Source organism: Thermococcus pacificus, assembly GCF_002214485.1.
GTDB lineage: Archaea > Methanobacteriota_B > Thermococci > Thermococcales > Thermococcaceae > Thermococcus > Thermococcus pacificus.
In genome coordinates this window covers 1,756,338-1,772,187 of sequence record NZ_CP015102.1, presented here as the reverse complement: position 1 = coordinate 1,772,187, position 15,850 = coordinate 1,756,338, and the positions used below count along the sequence as shown (strand labels likewise).

General features: G+C 55.3%; 20 protein-coding genes. 10 read left to right on the top strand and 10 right to left on the bottom strand.

Annotated elements, in window-relative coordinates:
- Positions 1 to 7: 7 nt before the first annotated feature.
- On the bottom strand, positions 8 to 175 hold the full coding sequence (locus A3L08_RS09970) for a class III signal peptide-containing protein (RefSeq protein WP_157721618.1): 168 nt from the start codon (positions 173 to 175) through the stop codon (positions 8 to 10).
- An 89-nt stretch (positions 176 to 264) separates the two neighbouring features.
- Here A3L08_RS09970 and A3L08_RS09745 point away from each other — a divergent pair, with 89 nt between their 5' ends.
- Both A3L08_RS09745 and A3L08_RS09740 read left to right on the top strand, forming a co-directional pair.
- Positions 265 to 600, top strand: coding sequence for an ASCH domain-containing protein (locus A3L08_RS09745; protein WP_088854822.1), 336 nt, complete (start codon positions 265 to 267; stop codon positions 598 to 600).
- Positions 601 to 612: 12 nt separating this feature from the next.
- The gene (locus A3L08_RS09740; protein ID WP_088854821.1) at positions 613 to 1,182 is read left to right on the top strand and encodes an ASCH domain-containing protein; all 570 of its coding nucleotides are present in this window, start codon (positions 613 to 615) and stop codon (positions 1,180 to 1,182) included.
- Here the strand turns inward: A3L08_RS09740 and A3L08_RS09735 are convergent.
- Positions 1,163 to 1,453: a hypothetical protein gene (locus A3L08_RS09735; RefSeq protein WP_232461733.1), complete on the bottom strand. Its 291-nt coding sequence runs from the start codon at positions 1,451 to 1,453 to the stop codon at positions 1,163 to 1,165. The two genes, A3L08_RS09740 and A3L08_RS09735, sit on opposite strands and share 20 nt — an antisense overlap.
- Positions 1,454 to 1,601: 148 nt before the next feature.
- On the opposite strand from A3L08_RS09735, the gene A3L08_RS09730 reads away from it, so the two are divergent.
- Positions 1,602 to 2,312 carry a TIGR02253 family HAD-type hydrolase gene (locus tag A3L08_RS09730; RefSeq protein ID WP_198362124.1) on the top strand — a complete coding sequence of 237 codons (711 nt, stop codon included), beginning with the start codon at positions 1,602 to 1,604 and terminating at the stop codon, positions 2,310 to 2,312.
- Between the two features lie 80 nt (positions 2,313 to 2,392).
- Here the strand turns inward: A3L08_RS09730 and pgsA are convergent, their stop codons facing one another.
- From pgsA to A3L08_RS09715, 3 genes are read right to left on the bottom strand one after another with little or no spacing between them, the layout of a single operon-like run.
- Positions 2,393 to 2,956: an archaetidylinositol phosphate synthase gene (gene pgsA / locus A3L08_RS09725; RefSeq protein ID WP_088854819.1), complete on the bottom strand. Its 564-nt coding sequence runs from the start codon at positions 2,954 to 2,956 to the stop codon at positions 2,393 to 2,395.
- A gap of 12 nt (positions 2,957 to 2,968) precedes the next feature.
- Positions 2,969 to 3,502, bottom strand: a complete 534-nt coding sequence (locus A3L08_RS09720; protein WP_088854818.1) for a tRNA (cytidine(56)-2'-O)-methyltransferase — start codon at positions 3,500 to 3,502, stop codon at positions 2,969 to 2,971.
- On the bottom strand, positions 3,499 to 5,106 hold the full coding sequence (locus A3L08_RS09715) for a transglutaminase-like domain-containing protein (protein ID WP_088854817.1): 1,608 nt from the start codon (positions 5,104 to 5,106) through the stop codon (positions 3,499 to 3,501). The genes A3L08_RS09720 and A3L08_RS09715 overlap by 4 nt, the downstream gene beginning before the upstream one ends.
- 50 nt (positions 5,107 to 5,156) lie before the next feature.
- On the opposite strand from A3L08_RS09715, the gene A3L08_RS09710 reads away from it, so the two are divergent.
- The 5 genes from A3L08_RS09710 to A3L08_RS09690 all read left to right on the top strand — a co-directional run bounded on the left by A3L08_RS09710 (position 5,157) and on the right by A3L08_RS09690 (position 7,817).
- The gene (locus A3L08_RS09710) at positions 5,157 to 5,936 is read left to right on the top strand and encodes an SAM hydrolase/SAM-dependent halogenase family protein (RefSeq protein ID WP_088854816.1); all 780 of its coding nucleotides are present in this window, start codon (positions 5,157 to 5,159) and stop codon (positions 5,934 to 5,936) included.
- A gap of 38 nt (positions 5,937 to 5,974) precedes the next feature.
- The gene (locus tag A3L08_RS09705) at positions 5,975 to 6,547 is read left to right on the top strand and encodes a nicotinamide-nucleotide adenylyltransferase (RefSeq protein ID WP_088854815.1); all 573 of its coding nucleotides are present in this window, start codon (positions 5,975 to 5,977) and stop codon (positions 6,545 to 6,547) included.
- Positions 6,548 to 6,611: 64 nt separating this feature from the next.
- Positions 6,612 to 7,052: a winged helix-turn-helix domain-containing protein gene (locus A3L08_RS09700; protein ID WP_088854814.1), complete on the top strand. Its 441-nt coding sequence runs from the start codon at positions 6,612 to 6,614 to the stop codon at positions 7,050 to 7,052.
- A gap of 10 nt (positions 7,053 to 7,062) precedes the next feature.
- Positions 7,063 to 7,581 (top strand): hypothetical protein, encoded by a 519-nt coding sequence (locus A3L08_RS09695; protein WP_088854813.1) that lies wholly within the window; start codon positions 7,063 to 7,065, stop codon positions 7,579 to 7,581.
- Positions 7,578 to 7,817, top strand: coding sequence for a hypothetical protein (locus tag A3L08_RS09690; protein WP_088854812.1), 240 nt, complete (start codon positions 7,578 to 7,580; stop codon positions 7,815 to 7,817). The genes A3L08_RS09695 and A3L08_RS09690 overlap by 4 nt, the downstream gene beginning before the upstream one ends.
- A 125-nt stretch (positions 7,818 to 7,942) precedes the next feature.
- Here the strand turns inward: A3L08_RS09690 and A3L08_RS09685 are convergent, their stop codons facing one another.
- From A3L08_RS09685 to A3L08_RS09670, 4 genes are all read right to left on the bottom strand, one after another.
- Complete coding sequence (locus tag A3L08_RS09685; RefSeq protein WP_088854811.1) at positions 7,943 to 8,332, bottom strand: toxin-antitoxin system TumE family protein; 390 nt, start codon at positions 8,330 to 8,332, stop codon at positions 7,943 to 7,945.
- Entirely contained in the window at positions 8,307 to 8,579 is a 273-nt protein-coding gene (locus A3L08_RS09680; protein WP_088854810.1) for a hypothetical protein, read from the bottom strand. The genes A3L08_RS09685 and A3L08_RS09680 overlap by 26 nt, the downstream gene beginning before the upstream one ends.
- Positions 8,580 to 8,592: 13 nt before the next feature.
- Positions 8,593 to 9,774 (bottom strand): MFS transporter, encoded by a 1,182-nt coding sequence (locus A3L08_RS09675; protein ID WP_088854809.1) that lies wholly within the window; start codon positions 9,772 to 9,774, stop codon positions 8,593 to 8,595.
- Between the two features lie 204 nt (positions 9,775 to 9,978).
- The gene (locus tag A3L08_RS09670; protein WP_088854808.1) at positions 9,979 to 10,815 is read right to left on the bottom strand and encodes a GNAT family N-acetyltransferase; all 837 of its coding nucleotides are present in this window, start codon (positions 10,813 to 10,815) and stop codon (positions 9,979 to 9,981) included.
- A gap of 104 nt (positions 10,816 to 10,919) precedes the next feature.
- Between A3L08_RS09670 and A3L08_RS09665 the strand changes: the two genes are divergently transcribed.
- Both A3L08_RS09665 and A3L08_RS09660 read left to right on the top strand, forming a co-directional pair.
- Positions 10,920 to 12,656, top strand: coding sequence for an ABC transporter ATP-binding protein (locus A3L08_RS09665; RefSeq protein ID WP_088854807.1), 1,737 nt, complete (start codon positions 10,920 to 10,922; stop codon positions 12,654 to 12,656).
- Positions 12,649 to 14,391, top strand: coding sequence for an ABC transporter ATP-binding protein (locus A3L08_RS09660; protein WP_088854806.1), 1,743 nt, complete (start codon positions 12,649 to 12,651; stop codon positions 14,389 to 14,391). Before A3L08_RS09665 ends, A3L08_RS09660 begins: the two co-directional genes overlap by 8 nt.
- Positions 14,392 to 14,448: 57 nt before the next feature.
- On the opposite strand, the gene A3L08_RS09655 is transcribed toward A3L08_RS09660, so the two are convergent.
- Entirely contained in the window at positions 14,449 to 15,432 is a 984-nt protein-coding gene (locus A3L08_RS09655) for a hypothetical protein (RefSeq protein WP_088854805.1), read from the bottom strand.
- Between the last annotated feature and the right edge of the window lie 418 nt (positions 15,433 to 15,850).

Here is a 15,850-nt window from a genome sequence, read left to right as displayed (position 1 = left end):
TTCCACCTCAGAGGTCCTCGAGTATCTCCTGCCTCACCTGGTCGACGTAGTTCCCTATTGCCTCGTTCATGTTTTTGACGCCGTTGAGAACTATCCTCGCCGCTATCAGCACGAGAACGAGCACGGCCGCAAGCATGAAAAGGTACTCAATGGCAGCCTGGGCGCTTCTCCTCATCTCTTACACCTGACCTTACTTCGACGCTAAAGGATTTAAAAGTTTCCATCACCCTTTTAAGAGGGGCGAGAAATCGAGGTGTGGTGAAGATGAGAGTTTACAGACTTCGCGTTCGCGATGAATACCTCGACTACATAAAGTCGGGGGAGAAGAGGATTGAAGTAAGGGTCGCCTATCCGCAGCTGAAGGGGATAAAGCCCGGCGACAAGATAATCTTCAACGACGAGGTCCCCGCAGTGGTTACTGGCGTTAAACCCTACGAGACGTTCCGCCAGGTCCTCCGCGAGGAGCCGATAAAGAAAATCTTTCCGGACGAACCGAGCTTTGAGAGGGCGGTGAAGAGGTTCCACAACATGTATCCCAAATGGAAGGAGAACCGCTACGGCGTCATAGCGATAAGGTTCAAGCTCGTGGGAGAAAAGTGAGCGGTGATGGTCATGCGCCACCTCGAGTTCGACGGGCGCTACGCTGAGGCGATACTAAAAGGAAGGAAGAGGGCAACGGTGAGGCTCGGCAGGAGGCCCAACCTGAAGGAAGGAGACGTTGTTCTTATCCACTCCGGTGGCTACGCCCTCGGGAAGGCAGTGATAGAGAGGGTCGAGAGCAAAACGGTTGGGGAGCTGACCGACGAGGATGCATTCCTTGACGGCTTTTCCAGCCGGGAGGAGCTTGTAAATGCCCTCAAAACCCACTACAAATACGTCAACGACGACTCCCCGGCCCACGTTGTTGTATTCCGCCTCACTGAGCGCTTTGATAAACCCGTCATGAGCTCCGACTACGCCTACGAGGGGAACAATCCTATAGAGATAGCGGAGATGGCATTAAAGCACCTCGACCTCCCGGAAGATGACAGGAAGCTGATAGAGCTTTTCCTCAGGGCTGGAAGCCTGAGGAAGGCCGCTTACAGACTCGGCGGCATGAACAAGAGGTATCTAATTAGGGGCGCCCTCAGGAGGGCCTACGAAGAGCTGAAAAAGAGGGGCCTCATGGGGCCGAAACTTTGAGCGATTCGAGCATTGAGACCGTTTCGCTCCCTTCCACTCCGTTCTTAATGGTCGAGAGGGCGATGGGCATGAGCTTGAAAGTTCCTCCGTGGATTAAGTGCCTCAGCTCCTCCGCGAACTGCTCCATTTCGAACTCGTCCCTGAGTTCTATCTTCGCTATAAAGTCGTACTCCCCGTAGAGCCAGTGTCCCTCGAGGGGAAGCTTCTCTAAAACCTCGTCCCGGACGCCCCAGACGAGGAGTATCGCCTCGATTTTCCTCACCCCCTTCACTTCGTCCTTAAGGCCTCCTGGGACGATAAAAGCTTTTCCAATCTTTTTCTATCAAACCGGCAGATTTCCGAAAGGTTTCCGGCAGAATTTTGTCATTATGCCCGGGAAGGGTTTTAACGTCTGCGGCAAACTTATCCCGGTGGTGTAAATGCTGAAGGCGGTCTTCTTAGACTTCGTCGGCACGCTGATAACGAAGGCCGGGGAAAACGTGACCCACCAGAACATCGTGAGGGAAGTGCTCAGGGAAGCGGGCAGGGAAGATCTGGACTACATCAAAATCTGGGAGGAGTACGAGGGGGAGAGCTCGGCGCTCTTCAAGGAGCTGGCCGGAAAGCCCTATGTTAAAATCCGGGAGGTTGACACAAAGGCCATGCAGAAAGTCGCTGAGAGGCACGGCTTTGAGGTTCCAGAGAACTTCTGGGAGATAAGCATAGCAATGCACGAGCGCTTTGGGGAGCTTTTCCCCGACGCAGTGGGGACGATAAAGGCGTTAAAGGACATGGGCCTGCACGTCGGAATAATCACCGACTCGGACAACGACTACATAGAGGCCCACCTTAAGGCCCTTGGAATCTACGACCTCTTTGACAGCATAACGACGAGCGAGGATGCAGGCTTCTACAAGCCCCACGAGAGGCCATTCATCCTGGCCCTGGAAAGGGCGGGAGTTAAGCCTGAGGAGGCCATCTACGTCGGCGACAACCCGGCTAAGGACTGTGTCGGTGCCAGAAACGTCGGCATGCTCAGCGTCCTCGTTGACTCGGATGGCAAAAAGCGTGAGCTCTGGGGGAACTGCGACTTCGTGGTTTCTAAACTGAGCGATGTCGTTGAGATCGTGAAAGGTTTAGTGGAAAAATGAGGGGTCCGCAACGGCAGGGCTCTTCATCGGCTATGCCTCGCCTAGCGAAATTCTCGTCATCCCCCGGTTTTCCCTCTTTCTCATTTGAGCCTCTGGTAAGCCGCCCACATCCTCTGAAGGACGGTCACCCACGCGAGTATTCCAACGAGGTAGACACCGTATTCGACGTAGCCGAACAGTGCAAAGCCGATGAGGATCAACAAACGCTCGGCCCTTTCCGCTATTCCGACGGCGAGCTTTCCTGAACCAGCTAACTCCGCCCTGCAGCGTTCGTAGCTCACCAGGTATGCACCCATGAACGTGAGGAACGCTATTCTCCAGTCTGCCAGACCACCAAGGGCTATGCCGAAGAGAACCGCCCCGTCGCTTATCCTGTCAAAAGTCGAATCGAGGAACGCCCCGAAGCGGCTCGTCTTTCCGGTCATCCTCGCTAAAGTTCCGTCGAGTGCATCGATGAGAGAGCCGATGAGCAGAACTATAGCCGCCCAGAACTGCTCGCCGAGGTAGAACAGGTACGCCCCGGCAAGGCTTATGAGCAGCCCCAGGACAGTTATCGTGTTCGGAGTTACCCCGGCTTTGGCCAGCGGCCTCACGATGGCCTCTAAATAGCCCCTGACGTTCTCGCGGTAGTTGTTGAGGACCATTCCAACCACCGGTCAAAGCTCTATCACTTTCTTCCCCTTCTCCTGTGGGATTATCTTGAGCTTGGCGCCCTCAAACTCCTTTCTCAGGCCCTCCCCCTCGAGGAGTCTGTCAAGGAAGACGGCCAAAGCAGCGACCTCGCTGTGGGGCTGGTTTCCAACGGCCACGTTGTAGTCGGCCATCTCGTAGACTTCCCTCGGAACCTTCTCGGCCCCGACTACGATCATCAGGTCTTTCCCTGCCTTCAGCTCCCCTCTTATTGAAGGCAGGGCGTCGTCTATGTGGATCCCGTACATCGTCAGGTGGGCGATGATTCCGCCACTATCTTTCCACTCACGCATTATCTTCTTCCAGCTGGGGTTGAACTCAATGCCGAACGGTCCGCCCCAGCGCCTAACAACGTCTTCGACGCTCTCCTTAACGTGCTCGTCTTCCTCCGCGGCGATTATTATTTTATCCGCGCCGAATGCCCTCGCCGTTAAAGCCACGTGCGTTGTTATCCTCTTGTCCCTCTCGGGTCTGTGTCCCAGACGAAGGATGACTATCATTTCACCTCACCCGCGAATATTCTCCAGTAACGCGTGAAGTCGTCGCTCCACTCCATGCCCCTGTAGAACTCGTACATGGTTTTTACGTTTTGCTCTATCCTCTTGGTGCTGTACTCTTCGATAACCCTGTTGAGGTCGTCGTCGCTCGGGGCCGAGCTGAAGAGGAACAGCGCGTAGAGGCGCTCGTTCTCGTCGAGGTTGTTCATAACCACCATGAGCTTCGACCTGAGCTCCGGCTGGAGCCTGCCGTTGATAACCGTCAGGAGTCTGTCCTCGAGGTCTGCTATGAAGTCCCCTGTGACGTCCACGTGCTCGTGCCCCCGGAGTTCGGTCGGGCTCTGGGCCACCAGCCTGTACCCTTCTCCGGTTATCATCTGGTAGAGCCTGGGGAAGTAGGGGCTGGCGAGGTACTCGTCGAGGGAACCCACAAAGCCGTGCTCGATGTCCACGACGTACCATCCGTCCACGGTGTAGAACTCCGTTATTGGCCTCCTCGTGCAGTCCGTCCCGTTGTACAGGGTCACGATCCTCGCGGGAATGTCTATTGAACGGAGCATTGCCGTCATCAGTATCTGGCCCTCCGCATAGCTTATCCTGTCCTGAAGGAGTATCCTGTCCGGCTCAAGGGTCGACGTGGTGTCCCCAAAGGAGTATGTGTGCATCATCCAGCGGTATATTGCCTCCGCCGCCTGCACCTCGGATTCGGCAGCGCCTATGACTCCCAGTGTCTTCTTCCTCAGCTCGCTCCTCTCGAACACCGGCGTGGAGTTGTACTTCTCCGCCCAGTAGCCATCGACGAGATAACTGTCCGTTATCCAGTGGTATTTGAGGCCGTAGGCCTCTTTCAGTGTCTCCTCACTCTCGTTCCAGGGTGTCCATACCACCCTGAGGGGGACGCTCTTAACGACGCTCTTCTCCATGTCCCCTATCCTGTACCTCAGAACCGCAGAGATGTACCCCTCTCTGTAAGCGTAGGGGGCTTTCACCGTATATTTAAGCGAAATCGTCTTTCCCTCATGGATTGTCTCGGGCATGGTGCTGACACTGAGCACCTTCATGCCTTCCAGGAGGTCGAGCTTGATGTTCGTGAGCTCAATGGGAACATCTAGCGGGTTGGTAATCGTGACGCTCAGGTTCGAGACTTCTCCGCCCCTTAAGGTTTCGGGCCCCAGAACGTCCAGCTTCAACTCTCCTCGGGGTGGCGTCTTGTTGGACACAGTCACTAGGAACTGGCCGTAGAATCCCGTCCAGGTCCTCTTCAGTTCGTCGGTTAGTTCAAGGGAGAGTTTGAGATTGTAGTGGCCCGGTGTGGGCGGGGCCTTCAGTATCCAGACCAACTGGGCAGTCTCCCCAACGGGGAGGACGTCGGGGAACTTTGGTTCCTGAAGTATCTGGAAGTTGCTATCTCCCAGGACAAGATTTGCCCCCGTAAGGCCGACTTTTCCCGTGTTGTTGATGAGGACGATCACGTGGATTGTGTCGTCGGGTGCCACCGTTGTTCTGTCCAGGGAGAACCTGACCTCGGCTGGCGGTTTGAAGAGGCAGCCTGAGGCCATCACCAGCACCAGTAATGGGAAGACCAACAGTATCCGCTTCATCCCCATCTTCCAAACACTTTAAAGTCGTCCGGTTAATTAAACTTTGGGTGGTGGCGGTGATAACGCTCACGACTGACTTCGGGCTTAAAGGGCCATACGTCGGCGAGATGAAGGTCGCGATGCTCAGGGTAAACCCGAACGCGAAGCTCGTTGACGTTACCCACGCGGTAACCAGGCACTCCATCGTTGAGGGCTCCTTTGTGATGGAGCAGGTGGTCAAGTACTCGCCGGAAGGAACCGTCCACGTTGGCGTTATCGATCCCGGCGTTGGGACAGAGAGGAGGGCCGTAATAGTTGAGGGCGAGCAGTGGCTCGTTGTTCCCGACAACGGTTTAGCCACGCTTCCAATGAAGCACATAAAGCCCAGAAGGGCCTGGGAGATAGACCTTGAGAGGATTAGGCGCTTCACGGGGTGGAAAATCAGTTCAACCTTCCACGGCAGGGACGTCTTCGGCCCGGCTGGGGCGCTGATAGAGAAGGGCGTTTCTCCGGAGGAGTTCGCGGAGGAGGTTCCCCTCGATTCTCTCGTTAGGCTCGATTTGAAGCCGAGGAAAGAGAAAGACCTCTGGCTTCTGAAGGTTATCTACGTTGACGACTTCGGGAACGTTATACTGAACCTCGAAGACTATGAAAGGCTGAATGCAGTTGAGCTCCCGGACTTCAGACTCAGAATTCCTTACCTTGACACCTACGGCCAGGTAAAGCCCGGCGAACTTCTGGCCCTGCCCGGAAGCCACGACTACCTGGAGATAGCCGTCAACCAGGGGAGCGCGAGTGAAAGGCTCGGCCTCAAGGTTGGCGATGAGGTGAGGGTGAGGTTCGTTCAAAAATTTTAAACGGATAGTTCAAAAATTTTGAACGGAGGTTAAGAACCATGTCAAAACTGAAACGTGGACTCTTCGTCGGCCGCTTCCAGCCGGTGCACAACGGACATATCAAGGCCCTTGAGTTTGTTTTCTCGCAGGTCGATGAGGTGATAATAGGCATCGGAAGCGCCCAGGCAAGCCACACCTTGAAGAATCCCTTCACGACGAGCGAGAGGATGGAGATGCTCATAAGGGCTTTGGACGAGGCAGGACTAACCAAAAAACGCTACTACCTCATTCCGCTCCCGGACATAAACTTCAACGCCATCTGGGCCACATACGTGGTCAGCATGGTTCCGCGCTTCGACGTCGTCTTCACTGGAAACTCTCTGGTTGCTCAGCTCTTCCGCGAGAAGGGCTATGAGGTCATAGTCCAGCCCATGTTCAGGAAGGACATCCTTTCAGCGACGGAAATAAGGCGGAGAATGATAAAGGGCGAGCCTTGGGAGGAGCTTGTGCCCAAGAGCGTGGCGGAGTTCATAAGGGAAATCAAGGGTTGCGACAGGATTCGCATGCTTGCCACCAATCTTGAGAAGAACGAGAAAGAACTCCAGGCGCCGATAAGGATTCCAGAGTTCTGATTTCTTCCCCTTCTGCTCACCCCTGACCGGAAACCCTTTAGGAGTGAGCAGACAAACAACTATCATGCCCGATGAAGACCTCGCCAGGGAAGTCCAGGAGCTCAAGAAGGCCCTCGAAGCGATGAGGGCGAGCTTCGAGGTAGTCTCCAAGATGGCCCAGGCCTACCTCAGGCTCCTCAATGTTTATGCGGAATACGGGGGCCTGAGTATAGACGTGGTCATCCCTGAGATAAAGCACGACCCGATAGCGAGGGAGATTGTAAAGATTCTCTTCGACCTCAAGAGGGCAAACGTGAGTCAGATAGCGCGCGAGCTGAAGGGCAGGCGCGGAAAGGCCTCAAGGAACACAGTCCGGGCGAAGCTGGAGGAGCTTGAGAGGCTCGGCGTTGTAAGGGAAGTCCCTGCCGAGAGGGGCAAGGTCTACGCCCTCTCCAGGGATGTGGTCAGGAAGTGGTTAGAGCTGATCGGAATGCCGATTAGGTTTGATCAGACTAACGATTATTGAGGTGGTTGATATGGCGAACGTTGAGGAAGTTGAGATTGAGAAGAAGGCCCCGGCCCAGCTGGAGAAGCTCCTTGAGGAGCTGGTGGAGGAGATGAAGAACGCCAAAAGCGAGGAAGAGCTCAAACTCCTTGAGAAGAAGGTGGACATCATTGAAGACCTCATAGAGGCTTACTACGGCGACAGGGACATCGAGCAGGCGGCAAAGCTCATGGACAAGGTAGGGCCGATGATAGAGGACATCCTTGAACCGCTGAAGAACCTCCTGAGCGAACTGTACAGCCCTGAGAAGATGCAGGCGATGGGCAAGAGCGTGGCGGAGTTCTACAAGAACCTCGTCGAGGCCGGCATGGACAAGGAAACGGCAACCGAGCTCACCAAGGAGTACATGAAGAGCATCAACGCTCCCAAGGCCCTCCTTGAGGCACTGACCGGGTTGATGAAGGGAAAGGGCGGCTCCTCTGGACCGATAAACATAACCCTCGGGAAGGCAAGGCCAGAGAACGCCAAGGAGGAGAGGAAGGAAGAGTGAACGTTCGTCCCTTTCTTAAATTTCTCTTCTTCCATCTTCCGAGAATCCTGTTCCAGATTGCCGGCCTATTCCGGGTCATAAACCAGGGCAAGAGGGCCTTCAGGAAGGGCCTTGAGAGCGAAGACCTCCCGAAAGAGCTCGTCGAGGAGCTTCTGGGGGAGTTTGATCCGCTGGAGGACCTTAGTCTGCGGGAGGTTTTGAGATTCCCAATGGGAAGGAAAAGGGGCAGGGGCTGACCGATTCCTCAGCCTCTCTTCTTGGAGATCACCACAAGCATACCCTCGCTGAGCCCTTTTTCTGGGACGCCCTTGATGGCCTGAAGGACGCAGGGAGAGAAAGACCCAAACCGTGCTTACCTCTATCACTTGACCCTAATAGAAGCGTTTGAGTCCTGCGCTCGATTTCCTGGAACTATTTTCTCCCCAATAACTCCCAAAATGTCTTCAAGAGAAATCTCTTTTGAGGGATGGATGCTGTCTTGTGAGCCAACATGCTTGTGGTGCGGAAAAGTTTCAATGTCCCTGTGATGTGGCGCGTTATCCCAGCGGACTATAAGCTTTTCGTCTTTCTGCCATTGGAAAGAGTAGTTGTACTCCTCTTCCGAGACAAATTCCCTGATGTAAAGAACGCTTCCGTCTATTAGTTCTGCCCTGATTTTCAGAAAGTAAAAACTCTCCCCCTCTTTGTAGTCTACGATTTCGTAGCTTTTGACTGCTGGGCTCTTCTCAAGCAATTCTAACTCTCTCGGCATGTTCAATCTCCTTCAGCCTCTTCTCCAGCTCTTCAAGCTTCCTGACGTAGGCCTTCCACTCAATATAGTCGTCCCAGGCCTCAAAAGATTCCTCCGAGTCCATAAGTTTCCGTTCAAACTCCTTTAACGTCATCCCGTATTTCTTCTCGAAGGCCTTTACTCTCTCACGTATTGGCGCCAGCTCGGAGATTATCCTCAACCTCTCGTATATCAAAACGTCCCTCTTTGGAATCACGACCTCGCTCATTTCTATCACACCCCTAACTCGCGGTTCTTGAATAAATACCTTTCCTCGCCGGCCACCAGAACATCACCCCCGCCAAAAGGAACAGCCCGAAGCTCACCGCGTAGGGCAGCGTTGCATGAATGCTCGCCAGGGCACCGGCGATAAAGGGCGCAACGATGCCAATTACCTTTCTGTAGCTCGATATCGCCGCATGGAACTCGCTCGCCCTCTCCTTTGGAATCAGCTTGAACATCCATGCGCGGTAGAATGGGAACCAGAAGGTGTTCCCGAAGTCCCCGAGCGCGTAAACTGCTAAAACAATCCAGAATGGCGGGGATAAGGCCATTATCAGGGCGTAGAATGCGTTGAGGAGCATTCCGAGTGCCATCGCCTGGAAGCCCTTCCCCTTCGGAACGCGCTCGCTTGCGTAGGTTCCCAGAATTGAGGCCACACTGCTGGCGACCGCCACGAGGGTTACCTCGAAGACGGTCTTGTGCAGAGTAAAGACGACGTAGTTGATGAGGACCATCTCCGGCGCGAGGGCCCACGCCAGAGTTAGCAACGCCTCAAACGCCAGGAGGAGCTTGAACTCTCCAACCTTAAACGTAAAGCCTTCCGGAGTTATCCTCTCCTCCTTCCCAATGCTCGGAAGGAAAAGCCAGAGGTATGCCACCGTGACGGCCGAGAATAGGCCGAAGATGATGAAGGCCCAGCGGTAGCTCTCTGGGCCAGGGTAGACGTAGCCCAAAATGTACCCCATAACCGGGAACGTGAGAACCCTTGCTATTTCCGGCAGGCGGAGGTGCCAGGCGAATATCTCTTCGTATTTGTCCTCGGGATAGATTATCTGCTCGTAGGCCCGGTATAGAGGATAGAGCATGGTGGAGAGCTTTTCTATGGCCCTGCCGGCGAAGAGTAGAACCGGGGCAAGTGCACCCTTGGCGAGGCCGTACAAAACGTAGGCGATGCCATCGAGGACGTCAATCGCGATGAGGCCCTTCTTCATGTCCCAGCGGTTGAATGCCCTGCCGAAAATGTAAGTTAGGGGAATCGAGGTGAGGTTGACCGCTGTAAAGAACGCTCCAACTTCGAGGATGGAGTAGCCCGTCTCCATCAGGTAGAGCGGGAAGAGAATCCAGACTATCAGGCCTGGAGCGATGAGCGTGTGGTAGAACATGTAGGCTTTAGCGTCGCGGGGGATTTCACTCCAGCGCATGGGAAAAGATGAAAAACCTTGCATTTAAATTTTGCGGAGACACCTGGCGTAAATCAGCGCCTCTTGTTCATTCGAGGTGGACCTACTAAAGCGAACCCAACGGAGCTTCTCTCTGATCTCTTCCCATCCCCCTAGGCTGGCCTCGTTGAACCACCCCTGTAGGGCTTTCACCATCTCAAGGCAGGCGTGCTTCTCTTCTTGGGTTTAGAGTGGTTTGATCACCGACCGCTCCGGTAGTTTCTTTCTAAACACCAGCACGTTTGGCTCATCGGTCTCGTCCCAGAGGAAGAGGCCAAGCCTCCTCAGGCCTGGAAGAACGGGCTTCATTCCCCCGGGAAGCATCAGGTCGAACTCCTCCCGGCCTTTCTCCCTTGCCACCCACGCCATCGCCGGCAACATCGCCCTTATGCACCCCAGGCCCGTTGAGAGCGGCGTGAAGGTTGCCCCGTCTCTGGTGGCGAGGAACTTAAAGTCATTCACTTCGTAGGCTTCCCCCTTCTCTCTAAGCCACTCCAACGCTTCCTCGCTCCGGTGAACGAACTTCCAGCCGAGGGGGATTATTCCGAGGGTCAGGTCATTCATCCCAAGCTCCACCGGGTTTGGTTTCTCCGGCTGGAAGTCCTCCACCCTTGCGCCGAGGTTGAAGAACCTCGCCATAACCGAGAAGCCGTCCTTCCTGGCCATCGCTATGCTCTCTCTGTTCAGGAAGTAGGTGGCGAACTCAAGGGCCTCAATCTTTCCCTGTTCGGCGAGCCTTCTCCCGAGGTCGATCATGAAGTTCTGGATCATCCTCCCGTAGCCTCTCCCCCTGTAATCTGGGTGGACGCGGAGCCCTTCAAGCCAGCCGACTTTGCCGGGCAAAAGCGTGAGCTTTGCCGTTCCGATCACCTTTCCCTCAAGCTCAAGGACGTAGAAGTTGCCGTCTTTTACCCAATCGTCGAACACCCTCGCCAGGTAGTCTTCACCGCCCCATGTCAAACGCGCTATTTCCTTGATGAAAGGCCTGTCTTCGGGTCTGGCTTCGCGGATTATCGGGTTCATGCCATCACCGTGCACACTATAATCGCCGGAGGTTTTAGGCTTTCCTCTCAGACGGACATCTTAACAGGCAAATATTTATAAAAACGGAACCTTACTCCTCCACCATGGGAGAATCGCTCAAAGGGCTGGCCAGACTGCTGGGGTACCTAAGAGGGCACGCCCTCCACTTCTCGTTGGGCATGGTTATGGTACTCCTCATGTCATACACCAGCGGAGTGGTTCCCGTCCTCATAAGGGAGGCCATAGACCGGGGCGTGACTGCTGGAGACTACGGCCAGGCCCTCCGCTACGCACTCCTCATACTCCTCGTTGGCGTCCTCAACGGGGCCTTCAGCTTTGCCGGGAGGTATCTCCTCGTCAAATCGGCCCAGCATGCGGTTTACCACCTCAGGATGGACGCCTTCAGGGCAATTCAACGGCAGAGGATGGAGTTTTTTGACAAGACCTTCTCCGGCCAGCTGATAAGCAGGATAACCAACGACACGGAGAGGATAACGAGGTTCCTCTCATTCCGGCTGAGGATGTTTGTGTACTCGCTCTTTCTGATAGCGGTCTCGCTCTACTACATGGTCCGGATGAACACCCTCCTGACTGCCGTGGCCCTGGTTACCATAGGGATCGTCGTGGCCTTGAACTCGGCCTACGCAATGAAAGTCCGCCCCATCTACGACAGGATCAGGCACCAGACAGGTGTAATAGCCTCTACAGCCACAGGGACGATAGCCGGGATAAAGACGATAAAGGCCCTCTCGGTGGAGGAAGAGATCAGCAAAAAGTTCGAGAGGGAGAACGAGGAACTCTACTCACTCAACGTCGAGGCCACGAGGGTGGTGGCGATATACGGAAACGCCTCCTTCCTCGTCCTTGGAATAGCGATGAGTGCGATGCTCTACTTTGGTGGAAGGGCCATCATAGTGAACACGCTGACGGTTGGGGAGCTCGTGGCCTTCCTCACGTACATGCTCACGATGACCTGGCCCCTCAGGGCGCTCGGCTTCACAATAGCCGACATCCAGAGGAGCCTGGCCGCGGCTTCGAGACTTTTTGAGGTTGTGGATTCCGCTCCCGGGAGCGTTGATCCGCCGAATGCTGTCGAGCTGAAGAACCCAAGGGGCGAGGTGGAGTTCAGGGATGTGTGGCTCACCTACCACACGGGGAAGACCGTTCTCAGGGGGCTGAGCTTTAAGGTGAAGCCCGGTGAGAAGGTCGTCATAACCGGACCGCCGGGCTCGGGAAAGAGCACGGTTCTGAAGCTGATAGCCAGGTTCTACGAGCCCGAGAAGGGAGAGGTGCTCCTGGACGGGGTTGACGTGAGGAAGATAAAGACGGAGAGCCTGAGGAAGACCGTAGCCTACGTCCCGCAGGAGCCCTTCATCTTCAACCGGAGCATAAGGGAGAACATCGCCCTTGCCAAGCCGGACGCGACGATGGAGGAGATAGTAAAGGCCGCCAAGATAGCGAAGATACACGATTTCATTGTATCTCTTCCAGAAGGCTACGACACCGTGGTTGGGGAGAAGGGGGTAACCCTCTCGGGCGGCCAGAGGCAGAGGATAGCGCTGGCGAGGGCCCTGCTCCTCGATCCAAAGGTAATCCTCCTCGATGATCCAGTCTCGAACCTCGACGCCGGAACCGAGAAGCAGCTCGTGGAGGACTTGAAGGAGATACTGAAGGACAGGACGGCGTTGATAGTTTCCCAGAGGCCGTCACTAGTTAAGCTCGCCGACAGAGTTATTGTAATGGCCGAGGGCAGAATAGTAGAGGACGGTAAACCGGAGGAGCTGGCCAGGAAAGGTGGAGCCTTCAGCGAGATGCTCAGGGCGGTGGGAGGAAATGAATGAGTCGTCGCTCTCGCTCATAGTGCGCTTCGTAAGGGAAGCCCTCTCCGAGAGGAAAACCCTCGCCATAGTGGTGGTGAGCATCATCGGCTCGGCTTTGGCTAACCTGGCCTCCCCCTACCTCCTGAGCGTGGCGATAGACCGCTACATAGTGCCCGGGAGATACGAGAAGCTGGGGCTCATCGCGGCCCTCTACCTCCTCGCCCTTGCCGGCCAGTGGTTCTTCATGACTCTCCAGACGTACTACACAGAGGTTTTCGGCCAAAAGGTCCTCAGGAAGCTCAGGAGCAGACTGCACGAGAAAGTTCTCTCCGCGAACCTCGACTTCTTCAAAGAGAAGTCCACCGGCGACCTCGTGTCGAGGATAATCAACGACACCGGCGTGGTGAACGATGTCCTCGTTTCCGGCCTGCTGGGCGGGCTTGGGAGCCTGCTGAGCCTGGCGGGCATAATAGTTGCCATGCTCATACTCGACCTCAGGCTGACCCTCGTAACCCTCACCAGCGTCCCGCTCATGGTTGTGGTTGCCTACTACTTCGGGGGAAAGATGAGGAAGGCCTACCGCGAGACGAGGCGGAAGATAGCGAGGATCTCCAGCGTGGTCGAGGAGAGCGTTGCTGGAATAGAGACGATACGCGCCTTTGGAAGGGAGAGGCATGTAGAGAGGGAGTTCTCAGAGGCGTCGCTGGAGACGATAAAGGCCTACCTGCGGGTCGCGGTTTACATGGGCCTCTTCTGGCCCCTCATGAACATAACGAGCCTTCTCTCGGTTGTGGTGGTCATAGCCTACGGCGGCTACCTCGCCTACCAGGGGAGCGTCAGCATAGGAGTCGTCGTGGCCTTCATCCAGTACGCCCAGCGCTTCCGCGGGCCGATAAACAACGTTGTGAGCATGTACGACAGTCTGCAGTCCGCTCTGGCCGCTTTGGAGAGGATATACGAGGTCCTGGACGATGAGAGGGTGGAAGACTACAACGGAAAAACCGTGGAAAAGCTGAGGGGCGAGATAGAGTTCAGAGACGTCTGTTTCGAGTACGAGAAGGGAAGGCCCGTGCTCAAAGGGATAAACCTCTCAATTCCCGCGGGCTCAAAGGTTGCCCTCGTGGGAAGGACTGGGGCAGGAAAGACAACCATCGCGAACCTGATAATGCGCTTTTACGACCCGACCAGGGGCTCAGTCCTCTACGACGGGACCGACGGGAGGGAGATAAGCAGGAAGAGCCTGCGGAGGAGGATAGGCTATGTCCCGCAGGAGACCTACCTCTTCCCGGGGACGATAATGGAGAACATCCTTATAGCGAACCCCAAAGCGAGCGAGGAGGACGTGGTGAGGGTCTGCAGGGAGCTTGGGATCCACGACTTCATAATGAGGCTCCCCAAGGGGTACGAAACTCAGGCCGGGGAGGCCGGAAAACTGCTCTCCGTCGGGGAGAAACAGCTCATCTCGCTCGCGAGGGCGATGCTCAAGGATCCGGACGTGATTATCCTCGACGAGGCCCTCTCGAGCGTTGACCCCAAGACTGAGAGGCTCGTTCAGGACGCGATGCTGAGGCTCATGGAGGGCAGGACGAGCATAATCATAGCCCACCGCCTTGGCATAACCCGCTTCGTGGACAGGGTTGTCGTGGTCGAGGACGGGGAGATCGTTGAGGAGGGCCCCCCAGAGGCCCTACTCGAGAGGAAGGGCCGCTTCTACAGGCTCTACACCTCCCAGCTCAGCGGGGCTGAAGTTGACTGACGGTCATTCGAATAATGGGCGGATGCAAAATAGGCCCGCGGAAGAAAAAGAGATAGATCAATCGAAAGTCCCCTCACCCGACCATATTTTCTGGACGGCTGCTTTAACAGCGCTCTCGTTACCGTAGAGGAGCATCACCCTGTCCATCCCCGGACCATCGTACAGCTCGATGTAAACGCCCCCGTTTCCTTCAAAGTATGTCCTCTCGACGACCTTTCCTGCAGGATCCCTTGAGTTCAGCGGCGGGAGGGACTTTTCGGTGAAGCCAATCTTCTCGATCTTCGATTTCAGCTCCCTGTAAACCTCCTGCCCACACCCTTCCCTGTAAACCGCCACTTCGATCCTCGCTCCTTCCGGGGTGAAGCCGCTCTCCGAGAGCAGGTCGCCGGAGAACACCCTGCTCCTCCCGGTTTTGTTCACTATTTCCGTGTGCATGAAGAGCCCGAGCATCTTCTCCGGGGAGGGGCCAACCCACATCACGTGAAACATGACCTCGTTGAGGGCGTACTCCGCCATATTAAGCCCATCCTCGCCATAGGGCACCTGGAAGACCACGATGAGGTAGAACCCTCCGAAATACGTGGTAAAAGCAGAGTAGAGCGCGTTCTTCCCCTCCCACTTGAATTCATCGGTGCTGTTCCCGAGGCGGTTGAGCTTTTCTTTGAGCTCTGCCAGCGCTTCAGTGGCCGAGTACGAATCCGGGTAAGCAAAAACACTGACGTAAACCTTTGATGAAACTCCCTTTGGTGAAACCTCCAAGGTCTGGCCGGCCAGACTGCCCCCGGGAACCGGGAACTCAGGCTCGGCTGGGGAGATAGAGTAGTCCTCCCTAAGCGGGTCAATGAAGTGGGAGACGCTGACGTTTGGGTTCATCCCGCAGAGGGGATCCGAGGGAGAGACCTTCCCCAGCTCTTCCAAAAATCCAGTCTCCGAGGAGATCGTGGTGGGTGTTGCATCGCTAGTTGCGTTATTATCAGAGTCCTCTAAACAACCAGAAGCTATAACAACGGCAACCAGTATAAAGGCCAGTATCTTCCTCATGGGGCTCCCTTCTTTTACTAAATCTTAAGGTATAAGTAGTTTTTGGTGAAATATGTGTAAAGCACCTGATTAGAGTTAGAACTTGATTTTTAAGAAGGTCAGTTGTACTTCGTACACAACATATCTATACTCTTACAGCACGAAGCCTAACCTTCTAAGAGAATTTTTCAAGCAGGTCTGAAGCAAAATTGTCCCAAAAAGCGCCACCACCGATGTGGTGATCGCCGAAAACAGAACTCCGGCACCGTTTTCAATCGCCTACGCAAAGGCCAACTGCGACAGCGGAACGACGAGCGTAGCGAGGGCGTCAAAGATGCCCCTCGCAGTTCTGAGGCTTTTGAGGGGAAGGCCTTCTGCATCAGGCTGTCGAAGGAGACGTTGAGGAGCCGACCTCCTGAGCCTAAGAGGAGAACCGCGG

What these genes read in the sequence shown, in the direction of transcription:
- A3L08_RS09695 (WP_088854813.1), top strand. Translation starts at nt 7,063, where the DNA reads ATGGCGAACGTTGAGGAAGTTGAGATTGAGAAGAAGGCCCCGGCCCAG.
- A3L08_RS09720 (WP_088854818.1), bottom strand. Translation starts at nt 3,502, where the DNA reads ATGATAGTCATCCTTCGTCTGGGACACAGACCCGAGAGGGACAAGAGG.
- A3L08_RS09745 (WP_088854822.1), top strand. Translation starts at nt 265, where the DNA reads ATGAGAGTTTACAGACTTCGCGTTCGCGATGAATACCTCGACTACATA.
- A3L08_RS09670 (WP_088854808.1), bottom strand. Translation starts at nt 10,815, where the DNA reads ATGAACCCGATAATCCGCGAAGCCAGACCCGAAGACAGGCCTTTCATC.
- A3L08_RS09680 (WP_088854810.1), bottom strand. Translation starts at nt 8,579, where the DNA reads ATGAGCGAGGTCGTGATTCCAAAGAGGGACGTTTTGATATACGAGAGG.
- A3L08_RS09730 (WP_198362124.1), top strand. Translation starts at nt 1,602, where the DNA reads ATGCTGAAGGCGGTCTTCTTAGACTTCGTCGGCACGCTGATAACGAAG.
- A3L08_RS09970 (WP_157721618.1), bottom strand. Translation starts at nt 175, where the DNA reads ATGAGGAGAAGCGCCCAGGCTGCCATTGAGTACCTTTTCATGCTTGCG.
- A3L08_RS09655 (WP_088854805.1), bottom strand. Translation starts at nt 15,432, where the DNA reads ATGAGGAAGATACTGGCCTTTATACTGGTTGCCGTTGTTATAGCTTCT.
- pgsA (WP_088854819.1), bottom strand. Translation starts at nt 2,956, where the DNA reads ATGGTCCTCAACAACTACCGCGAGAACGTCAGGGGCTATTTAGAGGCC.
- A3L08_RS09675 (WP_088854809.1), bottom strand. Translation starts at nt 9,774, where the DNA reads ATGCGCTGGAGTGAAATCCCCCGCGACGCTAAAGCCTACATGTTCTAC.
- A3L08_RS09705 (WP_088854815.1), top strand. Translation starts at nt 5,975, where the DNA reads ATGTCAAAACTGAAACGTGGACTCTTCGTCGGCCGCTTCCAGCCGGTG.
- A3L08_RS09700 (WP_088854814.1), top strand. Translation starts at nt 6,612, where the DNA reads ATGCCCGATGAAGACCTCGCCAGGGAAGTCCAGGAGCTCAAGAAGGCC.
- A3L08_RS09685 (WP_088854811.1), bottom strand. Translation starts at nt 8,332, where the DNA reads ATGCCGAGAGAGTTAGAATTGCTTGAGAAGAGCCCAGCAGTCAAAAGC.
- A3L08_RS09660 (WP_088854806.1), top strand. Translation starts at nt 12,649, where the DNA reads ATGAATGAGTCGTCGCTCTCGCTCATAGTGCGCTTCGTAAGGGAAGCC.
- A3L08_RS09665 (WP_088854807.1), top strand. Translation starts at nt 10,920, where the DNA reads ATGGGAGAATCGCTCAAAGGGCTGGCCAGACTGCTGGGGTACCTAAGA.
- A3L08_RS09740 (WP_088854821.1), top strand. Translation starts at nt 613, where the DNA reads ATGCGCCACCTCGAGTTCGACGGGCGCTACGCTGAGGCGATACTAAAA.
- A3L08_RS09715 (WP_088854817.1), bottom strand. Translation starts at nt 5,106, where the DNA reads ATGGGGATGAAGCGGATACTGTTGGTCTTCCCATTACTGGTGCTGGTG.